We start from the raw sequence: 18,441 nt of genomic DNA on the forward strand, positions 1-18,441 counted from the left end.
TCCTTCCCGCGCGCCGCCAGCAGGTCCGCCACGCGCTGGCCGTGCGTCTTCAGCCATGCCGTGGGCAGCGGAGCACCCCCCCCCCTCCAGCGGCACCAGCCCCAGCCCCTCCTCCCACGCGCGCATCACCGCCGCCGCGTCCACCGAGCGCGGCGCACCGGGCCCCGCTCCCTCCACCTGGAAGTCGAACGAGAAGCCCACCTGCGGCACGCCGCTCTGCGTGGCCCCCGCCTCCACCGAGAGCATGGGGCGCAGCTTCACGTTGGGGCTCACCACGCGCGCCGCGTCGCCGGTGAGGCCACCGCGCCAGCGCCGCAGCTTGTCGGCGAGCTGCACCGCATCCCTGCCCTGCACCGTCACACGGCGGCCGGGCACCATGTTCAGCTCGTCGCGGAGCTGGTGGATGAGCTTCTGCTCGGAACCCTCGTCGCGCACGGGAACGGCGCCCTGGAGGTACACCATGCGCCCGTTGTCGATGCGCACCGTGGGCGGCGAGCCGTACACCAGCGTGGGCAGCACCGAGAGGCCCGAGTCCAGCTGGTTGAGGTCCAGGGAGATGCGCGGCTGGAGCGTGCGATCGATGGGCGGCAGCCGCTGGCTCTTCACGTCCACCGGCATGCGCCGCGCGAGGTCCGGCAACACCTTTCCGGTGAGGTCGCCCAACTGCTCGGGCGGGAAGACGCGCTCCTGCGGCAGGCTCTCCAACCGAGAGCCGGTGAGACCCTGCTCGCCAAGCCGGCACAGCGTGCCTCCACACACCACGATCCCGGGGCACACCAGTTCGGTGATGCGCGGGTCCTTCTCGATCTTGAGCACCGTCTGCTCGCCACGATCCTCCACGGTGACGCGGGGGAGCACGGGCTCGCTCGAGACGGACACCAGCGCGCCGTCGAGGATGACGGTGCGCGCGGGCTCCAGGACACGCAGGAGCGCTTCGAGCCGCTCGGGGGGAAGCGCGCCCCGCGTGGGCTTCAGCAGCAACTTGTCCGCGAGCAGATCGCACGGCTCCACCTGGATGCGGGCCGCCTCCACGGGGTTCGCCAACACGGACGCCAGACTGCGCGCGAGCAACCGCGCGGTGTTGTCCGGACGCACCAACAGGCGCTCGAGCTGGAGCCCTCCGTCCACGCGCTTGAAGCGGTACACCATGCGCTCCGACTTCGGCGCGACAGCCGGGCGTGGGCCGCCCTGGGCCGCGGGAGCCTGGGCGGGAGCGGGCCGGGACTGCGGCACGGGCCGGGCGGGAGCACGCGGAGCGGGGGCACGCTGGGACACGGAGTGATGGAGGACGATGGCCGCCGCCACCACGTGCTCGCAGGGGTCCACGCGGCCACGGCAGTCACACTCCCAGATCTCGTCCTCCGGGTAGAGCACCGTGGTCAGGGGGGCGGGCCGGCCAGTGGCGCGCACGCACAGGACGGCCTCTTCCTCTCCGACGGATTGCACCGAGACGGCACCGGCGCGGGCCAGGCCCATACCGGCGGACCAGGTGTCCGGGCGTGCTTCCTCCCGGACGGCATCGAGTAGCTCCGCGGTCAGCGACATGAGAACCGCATCCCTATCCCCGCTGCGGGCCCCGGGCAACAAACGCATCCGCTTCGGGTCAGCGCACCGGTATCTCGCGAATATCGACCTCGTCCAGGTCCAGGCGCCTCACAGCCTCCACGAAGCGCTCGGTGGCGATGAAGACGGTCTCGAAGTCGCTCAGCCGGAACAGGTCCGTGTGTGCGGGCAGTGACGCCGCATCCAGGATGGGCTCCTCCGGGAAGGCGAAGTCGTCCCAGCCACATTTGGGGCATGGAGGGGGTCGATCCGGCGGCGTGCACTCCGGATGCAACCGGCCGTGAGGCAGGACTTGCAGTTCCAACAGCTCCGGGTGGGTCTTCTGGCGGAAGCGCAGCTCCGTCCGGAAGCCGTGAAGTCCGCGCACCCCCTCGGCCTGCAATTTCTCCAGCGCTTCGAGGTGTACCAGCGGCATCTCGACGTAGTGGAAGAACAACGGGCTGAAGCCGCCAGTGGCGGTGCCCACCAGCGGGCCGAATTTCGCGCCTGGGAGCAATTGGGCTCCAGGTGGCACGAGGGGCCGCACCAACTCACGCAAACGCACGAACTCGTCGAAGGGCTCCGGACGAGGCTTCTCGTACGCACCGCGTTCAGAAAGAGCGGACAGGTCCACGCCTGGATACGCGGTCATCCCCCCGGCCCATCTGGCTCCACACTCAGGGCAGCGAAGCCCGGGCAGACTGCCCCACTTGTGTGTGGCACTGAGGCTGCCGGTGTACATGGAGTTCCTGGGTGCTCGGATCCGATAGAACCTCGCCATTTCGTCACCTGCCCCCGCGCCTATCTATCGTAGCCGGTCATCGGACGACCGCTGACACTTGAATGTGAACGGCCCTCGCTCATGATCCTCCGCATGGTGGGGGAAAGCTCAGACTTCCTCGTCAGGCAAGAGCGTGAGTAGAAGCTCGTCGTCGGGCCCGAGGGGCCTCCAGCCGGGCGGCGGTGATGAGGCGCGAAGCGCTGCCCTGGCCTGCTTGACACGCTCCTTATGTGTTTCTGGCGTGTAGGCAGTCCAGCAGCCGAGCGCCTCAGCGACGGCGAAGCGGGCATCGTCATTCATCACAGCCGGCCAACCGTCGGGAACGCTCTCGGACCACAGGCGCGCGAAAACGTCCCGCACAAACCGCGTGACTTGCTTGCGCCGCTCCGCCTCGGCAAGCAGCCCACTCAAGACCTGTACCCCGGCGACGTCATCCTTGCCCAATTCCTCGGCGAGCAAGTGAAGCGGAACGGCAGGGCGCGCCTCGGCGAAGGCGCTGAGCGAATCGAAGCCACGCTCGCGGACCCGCGCATACAGGCGCGCTTTGATGTTGCCCTCCCAAGCACGTCCGTCGCTCATCGTCCTCTCCACGAGACGAACTTCATTGGAATGTAGTAATCCTTCATTCGCTTGGCGACGATGTTCAGAATGGCGTTCCGCGTCAACATCCGGCCAGCTTCGGCCTCAGCCTCGTACAGCGCCTCCATGATCATCCGGTTCCATTCGCCGGGCCACATGCGACCCAGCTTCCAGTCGCCACCGCCATGAATGGCTTCGTGATGTGCCTGCTGAAGCTTGACGCAGAACTTGTCAATGTCCATCTCGCCGGTGAAGCCGCGCCTCTCGAACCACTCGCGGAACTCGTTCGGCATGACGTGGTGACGCGGGGGCGCTGCCATGCCGGCGCCTGTTTTGCCCGTCACACGCATGGCACGCACCTCGGGCGCATCGCCCAGCGCGTCGCGCACGCCCCGCGGGAGCTCGCCGTGCCCCTGCGCCATCATCACGTGGCCGGCCTGAATCCGTACCGCGGCGCTGACGGCGGGAACGGAGAGGACACCCGCGCGAACCAACTGGCGCATCATCTCCACCCACTCGGCGGACACTACAATCCGCGTCCCCATCATCACCCCGTTGGGGCCCACCATGAGGCTCGCGCCGAGCACGGCGGGAGTCGCCGCGCGCAGCGCGGGCAACGTGAACTTCAGCGCCGACAGCGTGGTGAGCGCCTCCACGAACTCCTTCAGCACCAGCGCCGTCTCGAGGACTTTCGCTCCCTTGTGTATGGCCTCGAGGAGCGCTGAGAACTCTTCGGTGAGGTGGCCTACCAGGGCGGGCATGTCCTCCGCCGCCGACTCCACCTGCTCCAGCTCCAGGGAAGCGAGAGCCGACATGGAGGGCTCCGTCATCTTCCGCCAGCGCTCCAGCTTCGCGTACAGCGCCTCCACGCTGTAGAGGCGTCGGGCGAGCGCGGCGTCGGTGAGGCGGAGCAAGTCAAACCACACGGCCAGCAGGATGGAGCCCATCATGGCGGCCTCCAGCCGTGGGCCCGCGAGGCGCAGCAGGGCGCGCTGCATATCCGGGTCCTCCACCTCCGACGCCTCGGCGGCGAGCTGCGTGGCAGTGGCAAGCTCGGCGTCAATCCACCGCAACCAGGTTTCGCCATGATTGACGTAGCGGACGAAGAGGCCATTGCCCGCGCCAGCAATGCCCGAGTCGCTGGCCCTGAGTCTGGAGAGTTCGCGAGAGATGCGGCGGGTGGAGCCGGACACCTCGCCCACGCCCTTGCGAAAGGCCAGGTGGGCAGCGAGGGCGCTCCGCCACATAGTCGCGTCGACTCCGCCTGGGCCAGCCCCCTCGCCCGTCCCTCCGGCCACGACGGGCCCGGTGGCGCCCTGCGGGGTGTAGCGCAGGCTCCGCCTCGGGCCAGGCGGTGGCGCCAGCGACACACAGGCGTTGGACAGGAGGGCCAGGGCAAGCAGCAGCCCCGTCCCCTTCACCCCTGATGAGTCAGCTCGCATCGTCCACTACACCTCCGAAGCCCTCAATTGGAGCGAGAACCCCTGACAAGACTTACTCCAACTGGATTAGAGCCGTACGACCCAACCCCGGAGGCATGGAGCTCATGCAAGACGTCGACATCAAGACCCGTGAAGGCACGATGGACGCGAAGCTGTTCCACCCCGAGAACCAGAAGCCGGGGCCCGGCGTCATCCTGCTCACGGATGCCATGGGCATCCGGCCCGTGTTCGAGGCCATGGGGCGCCGGCTCGCCAAGGCGGGCTACGTCGTCCTGCTGCCGAACGTCTACTACCGCGAGGGACGCGCCCCGCTCCCCAACATGGAGGGCTCCTTCGCGGACGAGGCGTACCGCAAGCGCATCCTGGGACTCATCGCGACGCTGACGCCCGAGCGGGTCATCACCGACGCCGCCGCCGAGCTCGACTTCCTCGCCGCCCAGCCCCAGATAAAAGGCCACCGGGTGGGCGTGGTCGGCTACTGCATGAGCGGCTCCATCGCCGTGCACATGGCGGCTGCCTTTCCGGATCGCATCGCCGCGGCGGCCTCCTTCCATGGTGGACGCCTCGCCACGGACTCACCCGACAGCCCCCACCGCGTGGTGGGCGAGGTGAAGGGCGAGCTCTACTTCGCCCATGCGGACCAGGACGGCTCCATGCCGGCCGAGGCCATCTCGCGCCTGGAGGCCGCCTTGAAGGAGTCCGGCGTCAAGGCGCAATCCGAGCTCTACTCCGGCGCGCGCCACGGCTTCGCGGTGGAGGGCATGGCCTCCTACGACAAGGACTCCGCCGAACGGCACTGGAGCAAGCTGCTCGAGCTGTTCGCCCGCACGCTCCACGCCTGACCGGAGGCCCATTCCCGACCAGTGCACAACTGTCCGGGAGGCCGCCCCCCCTTCGGTCTGTTGAAGAACCAATGCTCGCGGCCCAAGCGTGAACATCGGGCTGGGCCGCTATCGAATTGCTTCTGTAGCTTGCCTCGCGAGAGGAGCGTTCGACATTGGCCCCACCCGATGATGACTCCGTCCCCAAGCCGCTGCTTCCCCAACTCAGCCGCCGCGCCTTCTTCAAGGGCGCGGGTGCTTCCGCACTGAGCGCCACCCTGGCCCCGTCCGCTCACGCAGCGGATCCCTCTCCGCCAGTGCTGGGCCCGGAGCCCGCCCCGCTGACCCTGTCCATCAACGGCCGTACCGTGACCGTCCAGGCCGACCCGGCCACGACGCTCGCCGAGCTGGTGCGCAACCACCTCGGCTTGACGGGAACGAAGATCGGCTGCGACCGCGGTGCCTGCTCGGCCTGCACCGTCTGGCTCGATGGCGAGGTCGCCGCGAGCTGCATGACGCTCGCCTTCGATGCCCGGGGCCGCAAGGTCACCACCATCGAGGGGCTCGCCAAGGGGGAGGCGCTCCACCCGGTGCAGCGCGCCTTCGTGGAGAACGATGCCATGCAGTGCGGCTTCTGCACTCCCGGCATGGTGATGAGCTGTGCCGCCTTGGTCGATCGCAATCCCAAGTGCACGCTCGACGACGTGAAGCAGGCGGTCAGCGGTCATCTGTGCCGGTGTGGCACCTATCCCAACGTCTTCAAGGCGACCCTGGCCGCGGCCCAGGGAGGCGGAAAGGCAAAGGGGAACACCTGATGCAAGACGTCAAGGACACCAGCGATCCTCGCGCTTCCAACAAGCCCGGGGGCGAACAGCAGCAGCAACAGGCAGGGGGTCCCCCGCAGCCGCCACAGCCCAATCCAGGGCCCTCGCGGCAGCAGGCGCTCCCGTACGGCATCGTCGGCGCGGGGCTCAAGGAGGTCACCCGGCGCGTGCCCGAGGACGAGCCCCCTCCCCTCCCCGAGAACGCGAAGCTCAAGTCCATTGGCAAGCCGGTCTCGCGGCTGGATGGAATCGAGAAGGTCACCGGCAAGGCCCGCTACACCTTCGACGTCCAGCTCCCCGGAATGCTCTGGGCCAAATGGGTCGCCTCGCCGCATCCCCATGCGCGCATCAAGTCCATCGACACCTCGGCGGCCGAGCGCTACCCGGGCGTCCGCGCCATCCACATCCCGGAGCGCATCCTCTCCACCGCGCAACTGCGTGATCCCAAGGCAGAGCAGGGCAACCGCTATCCCACCGTCCGCTACGCCGGCCAGCCCGTCGCGGCGGTCGCGGCCGACACGCCCCGTGCCGCCGAGGCCGCGGTGAAGCTGATCAAGGTGGAGTACGAACCCCTCCCCCACGTCTCCCAGCTCGAGGAGGCCATGAAGGAGAACGCACCTCGCGTCTTCCCCGGCCCCACCGAGCAGCCGGCGACCGCGGGAGGCGGCGGCGCGCCCCCGGGCCTGCCCCAGAAGGGCAACGTGCGCGGTCCCGACAACAAGCCCCGGGGCATGGGCCCTCGCGGTGACGTCAACAAGGGACTCAGCGAGTCCGAGGTGGTCATCGAGGCCGAGTACCGCACCCAGGTACAGACCCACGTGCCCATGGAGCCGCACGGGCTCGTCGCCGATTGGAAGGACGACGGGCTCACCCTCTACGCCTCCACCCAGTTCGTCACGAGCGTCCGCGAGGACGCGGCCGAGCTGTTCGATCTGCCGAAGAGCAAGGTCCGGGTGATCAGCGACTTCACCGGCGGCGGCTTCGGGGCGAAGTACGGCATTGGCAACTACGGGCTGCTCGCCATCCACCTGTCGCGCAAGGCCGGCGCACCGGTGCGCATGATCCTGGATCGCCGGGAAGAGCACGTGTCGGGCGGCAACCGCCCCAACAGCATCCAGCGGCTCAAGCTGGGCGCGAAGCGCGATGGCTCGCTCGTGGCGCTCCAGGTCCAGGCCTACGGCACCGGAGGCGTGGCCGGCGGCGCGGGCGTGGGCTTCTGCCACTCCACGCTCTACGAGTGCCCGAACGTGCTGGTGGAGCAGTACGACGTCTTCACCAACGCCGGGCCCTGTGCCGCCTTCCGGGCGCCCGGTCAGGTCCAGGGCATCTTCGCGCTGGAGCAGACCATCGACGAGCTGGCGGAGCGGCTCAAGATGGACCCGCTCGCGCTGCGGGGGAAGCTCGACGTCTCGGGCACGGATGACTGCCTGGCCCGCGCCCAGGAGCGCAAGGTCGGCGCCGAACGGGCCGGCTGGAACAAGCGGCGGCCCGCGGGCTCGGACAAGGGACCCATCAAGCGGGGACTCGGCTTCGCTCAGTCCCAGTGGCTCTACCTGGTCCAGCCGAGCACCGCGTGCGAGGTGCGTGTCTCGGGGGATGGCTCCGTCGAGGCCTTCAGCAGCACGCAGGACATCGGCACGGGCACGCGGACCATCCTGGCGCAGGTGGTGGCCGAGGAGTTCGGCCTGCGCGCCGAGGACATCGGCTCCCATATCGGAGACTCCCGTTATCCGATGGGGCCCGCCTCGGGTGGCAGCCGCGTCACCAGCTCGCTGACTCCCGCCGCTCGCAACGCCGCGTACCGCTGTGCCCGGGAGCTGGCCGCGCGGCTCGCCCCCGTCTTCAAGGCGAACGCGGAGAACATCGTCTTCGCCGATGGCAAGGTGATGGTGAAGGGCAAGGCCGGCTCGGCCATGCCGTTCCGAGAGGCGGTCAAGAAGGCCGGGTTCGAGGAGATCTCCCAACGCGCCGAGCGCCGGGACGACTACGAGGGGTACCTGTTCAAGACCCCCGACATGGCCCTCAGCCGGCATGGCATCGGCGGCGTGCAGTTCGCCGAGGTCGCGGTCGACACGGAGACGGGCATCGTCAAGGTGGAGCGGGTGGTCGCGGTGCATGACTGCGGGCGCCCCATCAACCCCAAGCTCACCGAGAGCCAGATCTACGGAGGCGTGATTCAGGGCGTCAGCTACGCCCTCTACGAGGAACGGCACCTGGACGCCGCGAGCGGCCAGCAGCTCAACGCCAACGTGGATCAGTACAAGATCCTCGGTTCGCGCGAGACGCCGAGGATCGAGGTCATCCTGCTCGAGCAGCTCGGGGCGCAGTCCTCGACGGATGCCCGGGGAGTCGCCGAGCCCGCCAACGTGGCGACGGCGGCGGCGGTGGCCAATGCCTTCTACAACGCGACGGGCAAGCGCATCCGGACGCTCCCGATGACGCCCGCGAACGTGCTCGCGGCGCTGCGCGGCTGACACGAATCGGAGGATGCATGCAGAGCTTCGAGTGGGTGGATGCTGAATCCGTGGAACACGCCGTATCGCTGCTCGGTGAGGGCAGCGAGCGGCAGCCCGTGGTCGCCAAGGCCGGCGGGATGGATCTGCTGGACCTGATGAAGAACGGCGTGATGGCCCCCCGCCGGGTGGTCAATATCAAGACCATCAAGGGACTGGACGGGGTGCGTTTCGACGCGAAGCAGGGCCTGGAGCTGGGCGCCCTGGTGACCCTGGCCCGGCTGTCACGGGAGCCCGAGGTGCGCAAGCGCTTCGTGGCGCTCGCGGACGCGGCGGAGCATGCCGCGACGCCCCAGGTCCGCAACGCCGCCACGATGGGAGGCAACCTGCTCCAGCGGCCCCGCTGCTGGTACTTCCGGTACGACCATTTCCACCAGGCCGGTGGCGATGCCGTCGAGCGGGTGCGCTCGGGAGAGAACCAGTACCACGCCATCTTCGACAACCAGCGCACGGTGATGGTGCACGCCTCCACTCCGGCCACGGCGCTGGTGGCGTACGGCGCCTCGGTGGAGCTGACCGGCCCCGGGGGCAAGACGCGGGTGGTGCCCGTGTCCGAGTTCCTCCTGCCCCCGGACATGAAGCGCTCGACGGACACGAGCATCGCGCCCAACGAGCTGCTGACACGCGTGCGCATCCCGGCCCCGGCGGCGGGAACGAAGGCGGCGTACCACAAGCAGGGCGAGCGGGAGAGCTACGACTGGCCCATCTGCGACGTCGCGGTGGTGCTGAGGATGGAGGGTCGGACCATCCGGCAGGCGGCGATCGCCATGGGCTGGGTGGCGCCCACGCCCCGGCGGGCGGCGGAAGCGGAGAAGCTCCTCGTGGGGAAGACGCTCAACGAGGAGCTCGCGCGGCAGGTGGCGAAGGCGGCCGTGAATGGCGCGACGCCCCTGTCGAAGAACGCCTACAAGGTCCCGGTCCTCGAGGCGGTGGTCCGGAGGACGGTGCTCGCCGCGGCGGCGGCCTGAGGAGCGCATGGACTCGAGCAACGAACAGAAGCCACCGTGCGTCTGCCGGCGGATGCGTTCGAAGGGAACGCCAGGCGTCCGGTACGACTCGGCGGTGGACTGGGAGACGGGCTTCGTCTCGACCGCGACGTTCTGGTGCGTCGCGACGGGCGAGAGCGTCGGGCCGGACGACGACCAGGTGCACCCGCACATCTGCGGAGAAGCCCGCCTCTGCTTCCGGGCCCCCACTGGGGAAGCGGAGGGCTCACGCGTCCTGGACTGAGCCACGGTGGAGTGGCGCCCCAGGTACGTCCTCACCAACGCTGCCTGGACGCCCCCTCAGTGAGCGCATTCGAGCGGGGGGGCGATGGGCTGCATCTGACACCTGGGAAGGTGGACCGTGAACGAGGTTCCCTGCTCCAAGGTGGAGCGCACCCGGATGCGCCCGCCGTGGGCCTGGATGATCTGGTTCACGATGAAGAGCCCCAGGCCCACCGAACAGTGACCGTCGCCCCGTCCCCTCCGGAAGGGCTCGAACAGGACCGGCAGGAGCTCATCGGGAATGACGGGGCCGAAGTTGTGCACCTCGAAACAGGACTCGCCTTCCCGGGCCTCCACCCGCAGCGTGACTGGCCGCTCCGGATGGCCATATTGGAGCGCGTTGCCAAGCAGGTTCGCCAGCACCTCGGCCAGCCGGTGGCAGTCCCATGTTCCTCTCGTCTCCTCGGCGACGAGCTCGATCCGACGTCCGGGAAACGCGGTCCTTGCCTCCTCGACGACGGAGCGTGCGACGGAATCCAGCCGTGATTCCTCGAGCTCCAACGGCAACCCACCCCGCGCCTTGAGCCGGGCGTACTCGAGCACCTCCTCCACCAGACGCCGGGCGCGCTCCACGCTGGAGAGGATGCGCCGGACTTTCACGAGTTCATTCCCCGCGAGCGCACCACTCCGGATGAGAGACTGGGACGCGAGCGAGATGGCACCGAGCGGATTCTTCAGATCGTGCGCGACGAGAGGGATGAGCCGCGCGAGCGAGGGCTCCTCCTCGTCACGAGACCTCCCCTCGGCGGGGGCGACCCGTGACCGGAGGTCCTCCACGTCCTGCTGGAGCGCGGCCCGGAACAGGGCGGCGAGCGAGGCCTCGGCGAGCATCTCCACCAGGAACAACTCGCGCCCGGTCGCCTTGTGGTTTCGAGCCCAATACACGCCAATCGAGCCGAGCGGCTGCTCATGGCCGATTGGCACCATGGCGAGGCTCCTGACGAACGTGGGTTGGTAGGCATCGATGGGGATGCGAGGATCGGCGTAGATGTCCTCGATCACCGCCGTCTGCCGGTTCATGATCGCCCAGCCGGAGATGCACTGCTTCGCGGGAAACCTTCGCCCCTTCCAGAGATGCTCGGGCGACTCCTCCTCGGCGTAGTAGACGAGCTCGCCTTCGCTCAGAACGAACGTGACGCCGTCCGCCCCCACCAGCCGCTTCACGAGCCCACAGACGCATTGGGCGATATCGCGGACCTCCCGTGCCCGGGCGAGCAGGCGGGAGGCTTCCAGGAGGTGAAGAACATCGTGGAAGGAGGCCCCCACCTCCTCCGCTCGAGCTGACAAGTCCATCGACGAGAACATCTGCACATCCGCCTCCGGGACGCCCCGCGAACCGGAAGCGCCTCACCCGCCGCAGATCAAATTCTCAACCCGATGCCAGGCGCTGTCGTTCCCAGGTCCCCGCCCTGGACGTTGCCCCGGTCGACGAGCCACCACACTGCCGCCCCTCCACCCAAGCCCGGAGGAGCGGCATGTTCCATGGAGGGTGCAATCATCTCAGCTGAGCATCCCGCTCACGCGCGAGCAGCTCGCATTCTCGCCAGCAGTTCGTCGAGGCTGGGGTGTGTCACAGGCAGACCCTCACCCCGGCCCTCTCCCAGAGGGAGAGGGAGTCTGGCGCAGCAACTCCACGGTCTTCGCCATGTCCTCGGGCAGTGGGGACTCCAACGCCCTCGCCTCCACTCCTGGCAGCGCCGGCCACTCCAGCCTCGCCGCATGCAACGGCGTGCGCGCCAGCACCTCCTCCTCCCCTTCCCCTCCCACGTCCTTCGCCTTCAACGGCTCGTCCCGCCCGTACTGGTGATCCACCAGCAACGGGTGCCCCTCCGACAACAGGTGCACGCGGATTTGATGCGTCCGCCCCGTCATCGGCTCGGCCTCCACCAGCGAGGCCGCCGTGAACACCTCCACCGGCCTCACCCGCGTCCTCGAGGGCTTCCCCTCCTCCCCAGGCCTCGCCACCCGCATCCGCCCCTTGCGCGCCGGCACCAGCGCCGCGTCCACCACCCGCGGCGCCTCCACCCTCCCCTCCACCAACGCCAGGTAACGCTTGCGCACCTTCCCGGACTCGAACGCCATCGACATCGTCCGGTGCACCCCGGGCTCCAGCGCGAACACCATCACCCCCGAGGTGTCTCGATCCAACCGGTGCACCACGTACACCTTCCGCTTCAGCTGCTCCTCCAGCACCTCGCGCAGCGATGGGCCTCCGCCCTCACCCCGCCCGGGGATGACCAGCATCCCCGCGGGCTTGTCCACCGCGAGCAGCCCCGCGCCCTCGAAGAGAACGCGGACCCCGCTCACTCGTAATCCGAGGCCGGTACCACCGTCACCGGCCCCAGCCCCGTCAGCTGCTTCTTCACTTCCGACGCCTTGCCCACCAGCACGATCAGCGGCGGCTGCGCGAACAGGTACTTCGCCGCCACCTCCACCGTCTGCTTCGGCTTCACCTCCATCAGCCGCTCGCGGAACTTCTCCACCCAGTCGTCCCCGAGCCCGTGCACCCGGATGTCGCTCAGCACCGACGCCACCGACTCGTTCGTCTCCGTCCGCAGCGGGTACAGCCCCGCCAGGTAGCGCTGCGCCTTCTTCAGCTCCGCCGGGGTGATTCCCTTCTCGCGCACCTTCGCCACCTCGGCGAGCGTGACGTCGATCATCTCCCGCGTCTTGTCCGTCTGGGTGAACGTGGAGATGCCGAACACGCCTCCCGCGTTCATCATGTCGAAGTAGCTGTGGATGCCGTACGTCAGGCCGCGCTCCACGCGGATCTCGTTCACCAGCCGCGAGGTGAACCCGCCACCCAGCACGTTGTTCATCGCCGCCGCCGGGAAGTAGTCCGGGTGGCCCACCCGGAAGCCCGGCCCGCCGATGCGCACCTGCGTCTGCGTCTGCTCCGGCTTGTCCACCAGGATGATCCGGCCCGACGTCTTCATGTCGGCCGGCGGCAGCTCCATCGGCGTCTCCGGCCCGCCCTCCCAGCCCGCGAAGGCCTTCTCCGCCTCCCGCGCCACCACCTCGGGGCTCACCGCGCCCACCACCGACAGCAGCGACACCTTCGGGCCCATCCGCTCACGGTGGAAGCGCACCAGATCGTCCCGCGTGAAGGTCCGCACGTGCGCCGCGCTTCCCCCCACGTCGTGTCCGTACGGATGGTCTCCCCACAGCGCCCGCGTGAAGGCCCGATCCGCCACCACCGACGGATCGTCCAGATCGTTCACGAACCCCGCCAGCGCCCGCTCGCGCGCCAGCTCCAACTCGCGCTCCGGGAACGAGGGCTCGCGCACGATCTGCCCCAGCACGGACAGCATCTCCGGGAAGTGCTCCGCGGGCGTGGCGACGAAGAGCGACAGCACGTCCTCGCTGCTCCCCACCGAGAAGCTCGCGCCCACGAACTCGATCGTCTCGTCGATCTCGTCCGCGCTCATCCTCGCCGTACCCCGGCGCATCAGCCGCGCGGTGAAGTCCGACAGGCCGTGCTTGTCCGCCGGCTCCACCGAGCTGCCCGCCCGGATGACCAGCCGCACCGCCACCAGCGGCAGCACGCCGCGCTGCGCGGCCAGCACCTTCAGTCCGCTGGACGTGGTGCTCTCGTGCAGCGCGGGCAGCGTGACGGCGGCAGGCGTGGGCTCCGCCTTGCTCACCACCTTCTTCACGGCCTTCACGGCCTTCGCCGCCGCCTTCTTCACCGTCTTCTTCGTGGCTCGGGTGGCCATCTACTCGGCGTCCTTTCCGTCAGCGGCTCCGTCCGCGGCTTCGTCCGTGGCTCCACCCGGAGCCGGAATGAGCGTCACCACCGAGCGGCGCTCGGGCGCGAAGTACTTCGCCGCCACCGCCTTCACCTGCTCGTTCGTGATGGCCGCGTACACCGAGGGCAGCGTCAGCCCGTCCCTCCACGAGCCCAACAGCGCCTCGTAGTGGCCCATGGCATGCGCCCGCCCGCTGTTCGTCGCCAGCTCCCGCAGGTGATCCGCTCGCAGGTTGTTCTTCGCCTTCTGCAGCTCGCGCTCCGTCAGGCCCTCGGCGGCCACGCGCGCCAGCTCGGCGTACAGGGCCTCCTCCACCTTGCGCGGATCCGAGTCCTGCTTGAGCTCCAGGTAGACGATGATGGCGCCCGGGTCCACCCTCCAGCCCCAGTCCACCATCACCGACACGGCCAGCTGCGTCTCGTAGACGAGCTTCTTCACCAGCCGGCTGCCCTCGCCCTTCGTCAGCGCGTACTGGATGATGTCCAGCACGAGCGTGTCCTCGTCACGCCCCGCCGGGCCCTGCCAGGCGAGCATCACCGCCGGGGACTGGGCGGGGTGGCGCACCTCGGCGCGGCGCTCGCCCTTCTGCACGGGCTCGGCGTTGAGCACGGGCTCGGGCGTGGGGCCCTTGGGAATGTCTCCGTAGTAGCGGCGCACCAGCGCCAGCGTCTTCTTCGGATCGATGTCCCCGCAGATGTAGAGCACCGCGTTGTTGGGCGCGTAGTACGTGCGGAAGTACTGCTCGCAGTCCTCGCGGGAGATGTTCTCGATGTCCTTCTCCCACCCGATGACCGGCCAGCGGTACGCGTGCGCCTTCCAGATGAGCGTGCCCAGCTCCTCGTCCATGATGCCGGTGATGTCGTTGTCCACGCGGACGCGGCGCTCCTCCATCACCACCTGGCGCTCGCTCTCCAGTGCCTCGTCGTTGATGCGCAGCGAGCGCATCCGGTCCGACTCGAGGTCCAACACCGTCTCCAGCGCATCCGAGGCGAAGTCCTCGTAGTACACGGTCATGTCCGTGGACGTGTACGCGTTGGAGCGGCCGCCGTTCGACTCGAGCACCTGGTCGAACTTCTTGGGCCCGTACTTCTTGGCCCCGTTGAACATCATGTGCTCGAACAGGTGGCTGATGCCGGTGATGCCAGGGCGCTCGTTGCGGCTGCCCACCTGGAAGAAGGTGTAGAGGCTCACCACGGGCGTGTCGTGGTTGGCCAGGAGACGGACGCGGAGGCCATTGGGCAGCGTGGCCTCCTGGACGTCGAAGAGGGATTGCAGGACGGGATCCGCCTTGCGCACGGCGGAGTTCGCGGGTGCCTTCGGCATAGGTAGCCCACCGTATACACGGCTTCCCTCGGGGGGAAGCACGGCTTTCGGCCCCCGAGTGTCCGGCATCCACAAACCGGGGCTCTGGTTGCGTGCCGAGCGCCGCCAGCCATACTCCAGGCCCCCCTGTCCGGAGTCTCGATGTCCTCCCTCGCCCCCCAGCTCACCCCCGAGGTCACCCTCGACCCCTACCCGTTCTACGCCTCGCTGCGAGAGGCCGGGCCGATCCCGTTCGTCCCCTCCCTGATGAGGGGTTGCTACGTCCTCACCCGTCACGAGGACATCGCCTCCGTCCTCAAGAATCCGGTCCTGTTCTCCTCGAAGCTGATGGCGCCCAGCGCGATGATGCCCAGGGAGATCGGCGAGGACGTGCTCCGCTTCTTCCAGGTGGAGAACAACCTCCTCACCTCGATCCCGCCCCTGCACACGCGCCTGCGCGGCCTGGTGGGCCGAGCCTTCACCCCCCGCCGCGTGGCCGAGCTCGAGCCGCGCATCCGGGAGATCTGCGGCGAGCTGCTCGACACCATGCTCGCCCGGGAGGAGTTCGAGCTGGTCGCGGAGCTGGCCGCGCCGCTGCCCGTCATCGTCATCGCCGAAATGCTCGGTGTGGAGCCCGAGCGCCGCCTGGACTTCAAGCGCTGGTCGGACGACCTCCTGCGCACCACAGCCATGATGGGCGCGAGCCAGGAGCTGGACCGGCTGAGGGACAGCCTCCTGGCGTTCCATGCGTACCTGGAGGCCGTCGTCGAGCGCCGCCGCCGCGAGCCGCGCCAGGATCTCATCAGCGCCCTCCTCGAGGCGAGCGAGTCCGAGGGCGGCTTCCTCTCCACCCTGGACATCATGGCCTTCACCCGGTTGCTGCTCGTCGCCGGCAACGAGACCACCACCAACCTGATCGGCAACGGCATGGTGGCCCTGTTGCGGCACCCCTCCGAGTGGGAGCGGCTCGCGGCGGACCCCTCGCTCCTCCCCAACGCCATCGAGGAGATGCTGCGCTACGACAGTCCAGCGCAGGCCCTCGTCCGGCTGGTGATGGAGGACACGGAGCTCGCTGGCCAGGCCCTTCCCAAGGGCTCGCGCGTCCTGTTGCTGCTGGGAGCCGCCAACCGGGATCCGCACCGGTTCCCCGAGCCGGACCGGTTCGACATCACGCGGGAGGCCCAGGGACACAGCTCCTTCGGCCACGGCATCCACTTCTGCCTGGGCGCTCCGCTGGCGCGGATCGAGGCCAAGGTGGTGTTCGAGGAGCTCTTCCGCCGGGTGCGCCGTGTCTCGTTCGCTCCAGGCCAGGAGGGCACCATCCCCTGGAACCAGGCCTTCCTCATCCGCGGCCCCAAGAGCCTCCGGATGAAGGCCGAGCCGTACCCGGCCGCCCGGACCGCCTGAACCTCGCGCCCTCTTCATGGCCCGCTACGCCTTCACGCTCTTCCTCAGTGCCTTCCTGCTGTTCGGCGTCCAGCCGTTGGCGGGCCGGTACGCACTTCCCTGGTTCGGCGGCACGCCCGCGGTGTGGACGGCCTGCATGCTGTTCTTCCAGGGCGCGCTCCTCGCGGGCTACGCCTACGCGCACGCGAGCGCCACGCGCCTCCCTCCCCGCCGGCAGGTGCAAGTGCACCTGGGCCTGCTCGTGCTCGCGGTGGGAGCGCTCGGGGCGCGCGCGCTGATGATGGGCTCCCCGGTGGCCCCCGGGCCCGAGTGGCGCTCCACCGGCACCGAGGCACTGCTCACCGGCCGGCTCCTGGCGATGCTGGCCGTCTCGCTCGGGTTCCCCTTCTTCGTGCTGTCCACCACCGCGCCCCTGCTGCAGAGCTGGTTCAGCCGCGCGCGGCCGGGGGTCTCGCCCTACCGGCTCTACGCCCTGTCCAACGCCGGCTCGCTGCTCGCGCTGCTGGGCTACCCCTTCCTCATCGAGCCCGCGCTGTCCCGCTCGGCGCAGGGACGGGTGTGGGGCGTGGGCTTCCTGATCTTCGCCGCCGGGTGCGCCGCCTGCGCGTGGGACGTGTGGAAGCGGGCGGAGGAAACCCCTCCCGGACAGGCTCCAGACGGGTCCGGGGACTCGCGGCGGCCGGATCCGTGGCACTCGCTGGCGTGGCTCGGGCTGAGCGCCTGTGCGTCGGTGCTGCTGCTGGCCACCACGAACCAGCTCTCGCGGGACGTGGCGGCCGGACCCTTCCTCTGGGTGCTGCCCCTGGGCATCTACCTCCTCACCTTCATCCTCACCTTCGAGCGCGAGGCGTTCTACCGCCGCGCGGTGTGGGTCCCCCTGCTCATCGTCTCGGTGGGCGGTGTGTTGCGTGCCTTCTTCGAGGGCCCCCACTGGCCGCTGTCCTTCCAGCTCCTCGCGTACGGCGGCGCGCTGCTGGCCGGCTGCATGGTGTGCCACGGCGAGCTGTACCGCCTGCGCCCGGCCCCGCGCCACCTGAGCGCCTTCTACCTCCTGGTGTCCGCGGGCGGAGTGCTCGGCGGAGTGTTCGTCGGGCTGGTGGCGCCGCACGTCTTCAACACGTACAGCGAGTACCCGCTGGCGCTCGCCGCGAGCTGTGTCGTGGCACTGGTGCCCCTGCTGTCGCCCTCGCCCCACGAGGGCGTCCTGGGACGGCTGGGGAGAATGGCCCGGGTGTTCCTGCTCGCCTCGGCGGTGATGGGGCTGGGCGTGTCGCTGCTGGACATCCGGCGCGAGGTGCGGGTCACCGTGCGCAACTTCTTCGGTGTGGTGCAGGTGCTGGAGCTCGGCGTGGGAGACCCGGAGCAGCACCTGTTCTCCCTCAAGCACGGCACCACGACGCACGGATTCCAGCTCGCCGAGCCCTCGCGCCGGAGCAGGCCCACGGCCTACTTCACCGCGGACAGTGGATTGGGACTGGCCATCGCCGAGCAACGGCGGCTGCACGAGGCCTCGGGGTCACCGGCCCTGAGAATCGGCGTGCTGGGCCTGGGCGTGGGCACGAGCGCCGCGCTCGCCCAGGCCGCCGACACGGTGCGCTTCTATGAGATCAACCCGGCCGTCATCTCGCTGGCCCAGGGCGAGGGCGGCTACTTCAGCTACCTGCGCGACACCCCCGCCCGGGTGGAGGTGGTGCGGGGCGACGCCCGTATCTCCCTGGAGCAGGAGCTGGAGCGCGGCGAGGCACGGGGCTTCGACGTGCTCGCGCTGGATGTCTTCAGCTCGGACGCCATTCCCATGCACCTGCTCACGCGCGAGGCCGTGGCACTCTACCGCGCGCACCTGGCGCCCCGGGGCGTGCTGGCGCTGCACATCAGCAGCTCGCACCTGGATCTGCAGCCCGTCGCGCTCGCGCACGCCCGGGACTCCGGCATGCACGCGACGCTCGTCATCAACAAGAGCCAGGGAGACAGGCTGCGCAGCGCGTGGGTGATTCTCGCTCCGGACGCGGGCTTCTCCCAGGGCCCCAGCTTCAGCAGCACGGCCGCCCGCGTGTACCCCCTGGAGGCCCGGGACGAGGCGCCGCTCATCCTCTGGACCGACGAGCACCACAGCGTGCTGTCCGTGCTCCGCCGCGAGCCTCGTGAGCGGGAGTGACCATATCCCCTCTCCCCTCGGGAGAGGGTCAGGGTGAGGGTATCCGGGCCCGTTCTTC

General features: G+C 69.3%; 14 protein-coding genes and 1 pseudogene. 7 read left to right on the forward strand and 8 right to left on the reverse strand.

The features are described from left to right. The 4 genes and pseudogenes from Q664_RS42310 to Q664_RS42325 all read right to left on the reverse strand — a co-directional run. Window positions 1-1,545, reverse strand: a pseudogene (locus Q664_RS42310) (DEAD/DEAH box helicase); the annotation flags it as partial. Window positions 1,546-1,603: 58 nt separating this feature from the next. Then, window positions 1,604-2,323 (reverse strand): SitI6 family double-CXXCG motif immunity protein, encoded by a 720-nt coding sequence (sitI6, locus tag Q664_RS42315; RefSeq protein WP_043409956.1) that lies wholly within the window; start codon window positions 2,321-2,323, stop codon window positions 1,604-1,606. A gap of 108 nt (window positions 2,324-2,431) precedes the next feature. Next, entirely contained in the window at window positions 2,432-2,902 is a 471-nt protein-coding gene (locus Q664_RS42320) for a hypothetical protein (protein WP_043409959.1), read from the reverse strand. After that, entirely contained in the window at window positions 2,899-4,344 is a 1,446-nt protein-coding gene (locus Q664_RS42325) for a DUF2380 domain-containing protein (RefSeq protein ID WP_075207670.1), read from the reverse strand. Before Q664_RS42325 ends, Q664_RS42320 begins: the two co-directional genes overlap by 4 nt. 104 nt (window positions 4,345-4,448) lie before the next feature. On the opposite strand from Q664_RS42325, the gene Q664_RS42330 reads away from it, so the two are divergent. The 5 genes from Q664_RS42330 to Q664_RS42350 all read left to right on the forward strand — a co-directional run bounded on the left by Q664_RS42330 (window position 4,449) and on the right by Q664_RS42350 (window position 9,732). Then, window positions 4,449-5,186, forward strand: coding sequence for a dienelactone hydrolase family protein (locus Q664_RS42330; RefSeq protein ID WP_052519358.1), 738 nt, complete (start codon window positions 4,449-4,451; stop codon window positions 5,184-5,186). A 155-nt stretch (window positions 5,187-5,341) separates the two neighbouring features. Then, entirely contained in the window at window positions 5,342-5,980 is a 639-nt protein-coding gene (locus Q664_RS42335; RefSeq protein ID WP_084610818.1) for a (2Fe-2S)-binding protein, read from the forward strand. Beyond that, entirely contained in the window at window positions 5,980-8,463 is a 2,484-nt protein-coding gene (locus tag Q664_RS42340) for a xanthine dehydrogenase family protein molybdopterin-binding subunit (RefSeq protein WP_084610820.1), read from the forward strand. Before Q664_RS42335 ends, Q664_RS42340 begins: the two co-directional genes overlap by 1 nt. Before the next feature lie 17 nt (window positions 8,464-8,480). Beyond that, window positions 8,481-9,470, forward strand: coding sequence for an FAD binding domain-containing protein (locus Q664_RS42345; RefSeq protein ID WP_043409964.1), 990 nt, complete (start codon window positions 8,481-8,483; stop codon window positions 9,468-9,470). Between the two features lie 52 nt (window positions 9,471-9,522). Next, entirely contained in the window at window positions 9,523-9,732 is a 210-nt protein-coding gene (locus Q664_RS42350; protein ID WP_160174623.1) for a hypothetical protein, read from the forward strand. Between the two features lie 56 nt (window positions 9,733-9,788). On the opposite strand, the gene Q664_RS42355 is transcribed toward Q664_RS42350, so the two are convergent. From Q664_RS42355 to Q664_RS42370, 4 genes are all read right to left on the reverse strand, one after another. Beyond that, window positions 9,789-11,075, reverse strand: a complete 1,287-nt coding sequence (locus Q664_RS42355) for a sensor histidine kinase (RefSeq protein WP_052519357.1) — start codon at window positions 11,073-11,075, stop codon at window positions 9,789-9,791. Between the two features lie 279 nt (window positions 11,076-11,354). Then, the gene (locus tag Q664_RS42360; RefSeq protein WP_043409972.1) at window positions 11,355-12,077 is read right to left on the reverse strand and encodes an RluA family pseudouridine synthase; all 723 of its coding nucleotides are present in this window, start codon (window positions 12,075-12,077) and stop codon (window positions 11,355-11,357) included. After that, window positions 12,074-13,486, reverse strand: coding sequence for a M16 family metallopeptidase (locus Q664_RS42365; protein ID WP_043409975.1), 1,413 nt, complete (start codon window positions 13,484-13,486; stop codon window positions 12,074-12,076). The genes Q664_RS42360 and Q664_RS42365 overlap by 4 nt, the downstream gene beginning before the upstream one ends. Then, window positions 13,487-14,842, reverse strand: coding sequence for a M16 family metallopeptidase (locus tag Q664_RS42370; RefSeq protein ID WP_043409978.1), 1,356 nt, complete (start codon window positions 14,840-14,842; stop codon window positions 13,487-13,489). A gap of 141 nt (window positions 14,843-14,983) precedes the next feature. Here Q664_RS42370 and Q664_RS42375 point away from each other — a divergent pair, with 141 nt between their 5' ends. Beyond that, the gene (locus tag Q664_RS42375; RefSeq protein WP_043409980.1) at window positions 14,984-16,228 is read left to right on the forward strand and encodes a cytochrome P450; all 1,245 of its coding nucleotides are present in this window, start codon (window positions 14,984-14,986) and stop codon (window positions 16,226-16,228) included. Window positions 16,229-16,244: 16 nt separating this feature from the next. Beyond that, window positions 16,245-18,383, forward strand: coding sequence for a spermidine synthase (locus Q664_RS42380; RefSeq protein WP_043409983.1), 2,139 nt, complete (start codon window positions 16,245-16,247; stop codon window positions 18,381-18,383). Window positions 18,384-18,441: the final 58 nt, after the last annotated feature.

Origin of the sequence: Archangium violaceum Cb vi76 (assembly GCF_000733295.1) — a bacterium.
Taxonomy (GTDB): Bacteria; Myxococcota; Myxococcia; order Myxococcales; family Myxococcaceae; genus Archangium; species Archangium violaceum.

What these genes read in the sequence shown, in the direction of transcription:
- sitI6 (WP_043409956.1), bottom strand. Translation starts at nt 2,323, where the DNA reads ATGGCGAGGTTCTATCGGATCCGAGCACCCAGGAACTCCATGTACACC.
- Q664_RS42320 (WP_043409959.1), bottom strand. Translation starts at nt 2,902, where the DNA reads ATGAGCGACGGACGTGCTTGGGAGGGCAACATCAAAGCGCGCCTGTAT.
- Q664_RS42325 (WP_075207670.1), bottom strand. Translation starts at nt 4,344, where the DNA reads ATGCGAGCTGACTCATCAGGGGTGAAGGGGACGGGGCTGCTGCTTGCC.
- Q664_RS42330 (WP_052519358.1), top strand. Translation starts at nt 4,449, where the DNA reads ATGCAAGACGTCGACATCAAGACCCGTGAAGGCACGATGGACGCGAAG.
- Q664_RS42340 (WP_084610820.1), top strand. Translation starts at nt 5,980, where the DNA reads ATGCAAGACGTCAAGGACACCAGCGATCCTCGCGCTTCCAACAAGCCC.
- Q664_RS42345 (WP_043409964.1), top strand. Translation starts at nt 8,481, where the DNA reads ATGCAGAGCTTCGAGTGGGTGGATGCTGAATCCGTGGAACACGCCGTA.
- Q664_RS42350 (WP_160174623.1), top strand. Translation starts at nt 9,523, where the DNA reads ATGCGTTCGAAGGGAACGCCAGGCGTCCGGTACGACTCGGCGGTGGAC.
- Q664_RS42355 (WP_052519357.1), bottom strand. Translation starts at nt 11,075, where the DNA reads ATGTTCTCGTCGATGGACTTGTCAGCTCGAGCGGAGGAGGTGGGGGCC.
- Q664_RS42365 (WP_043409975.1), bottom strand. Translation starts at nt 13,486, where the DNA reads ATGGCCACCCGAGCCACGAAGAAGACGGTGAAGAAGGCGGCGGCGAAG.
- Q664_RS42370 (WP_043409978.1), bottom strand. Translation starts at nt 14,842, where the DNA reads ATGCCGAAGGCACCCGCGAACTCCGCCGTGCGCAAGGCGGATCCCGTC.
- Q664_RS42375 (WP_043409980.1), top strand. Translation starts at nt 14,984, where the DNA reads ATGTCCTCCCTCGCCCCCCAGCTCACCCCCGAGGTCACCCTCGACCCC.
- Q664_RS42380 (WP_043409983.1), top strand. Translation starts at nt 16,245, where the DNA reads ATGGCCCGCTACGCCTTCACGCTCTTCCTCAGTGCCTTCCTGCTGTTC.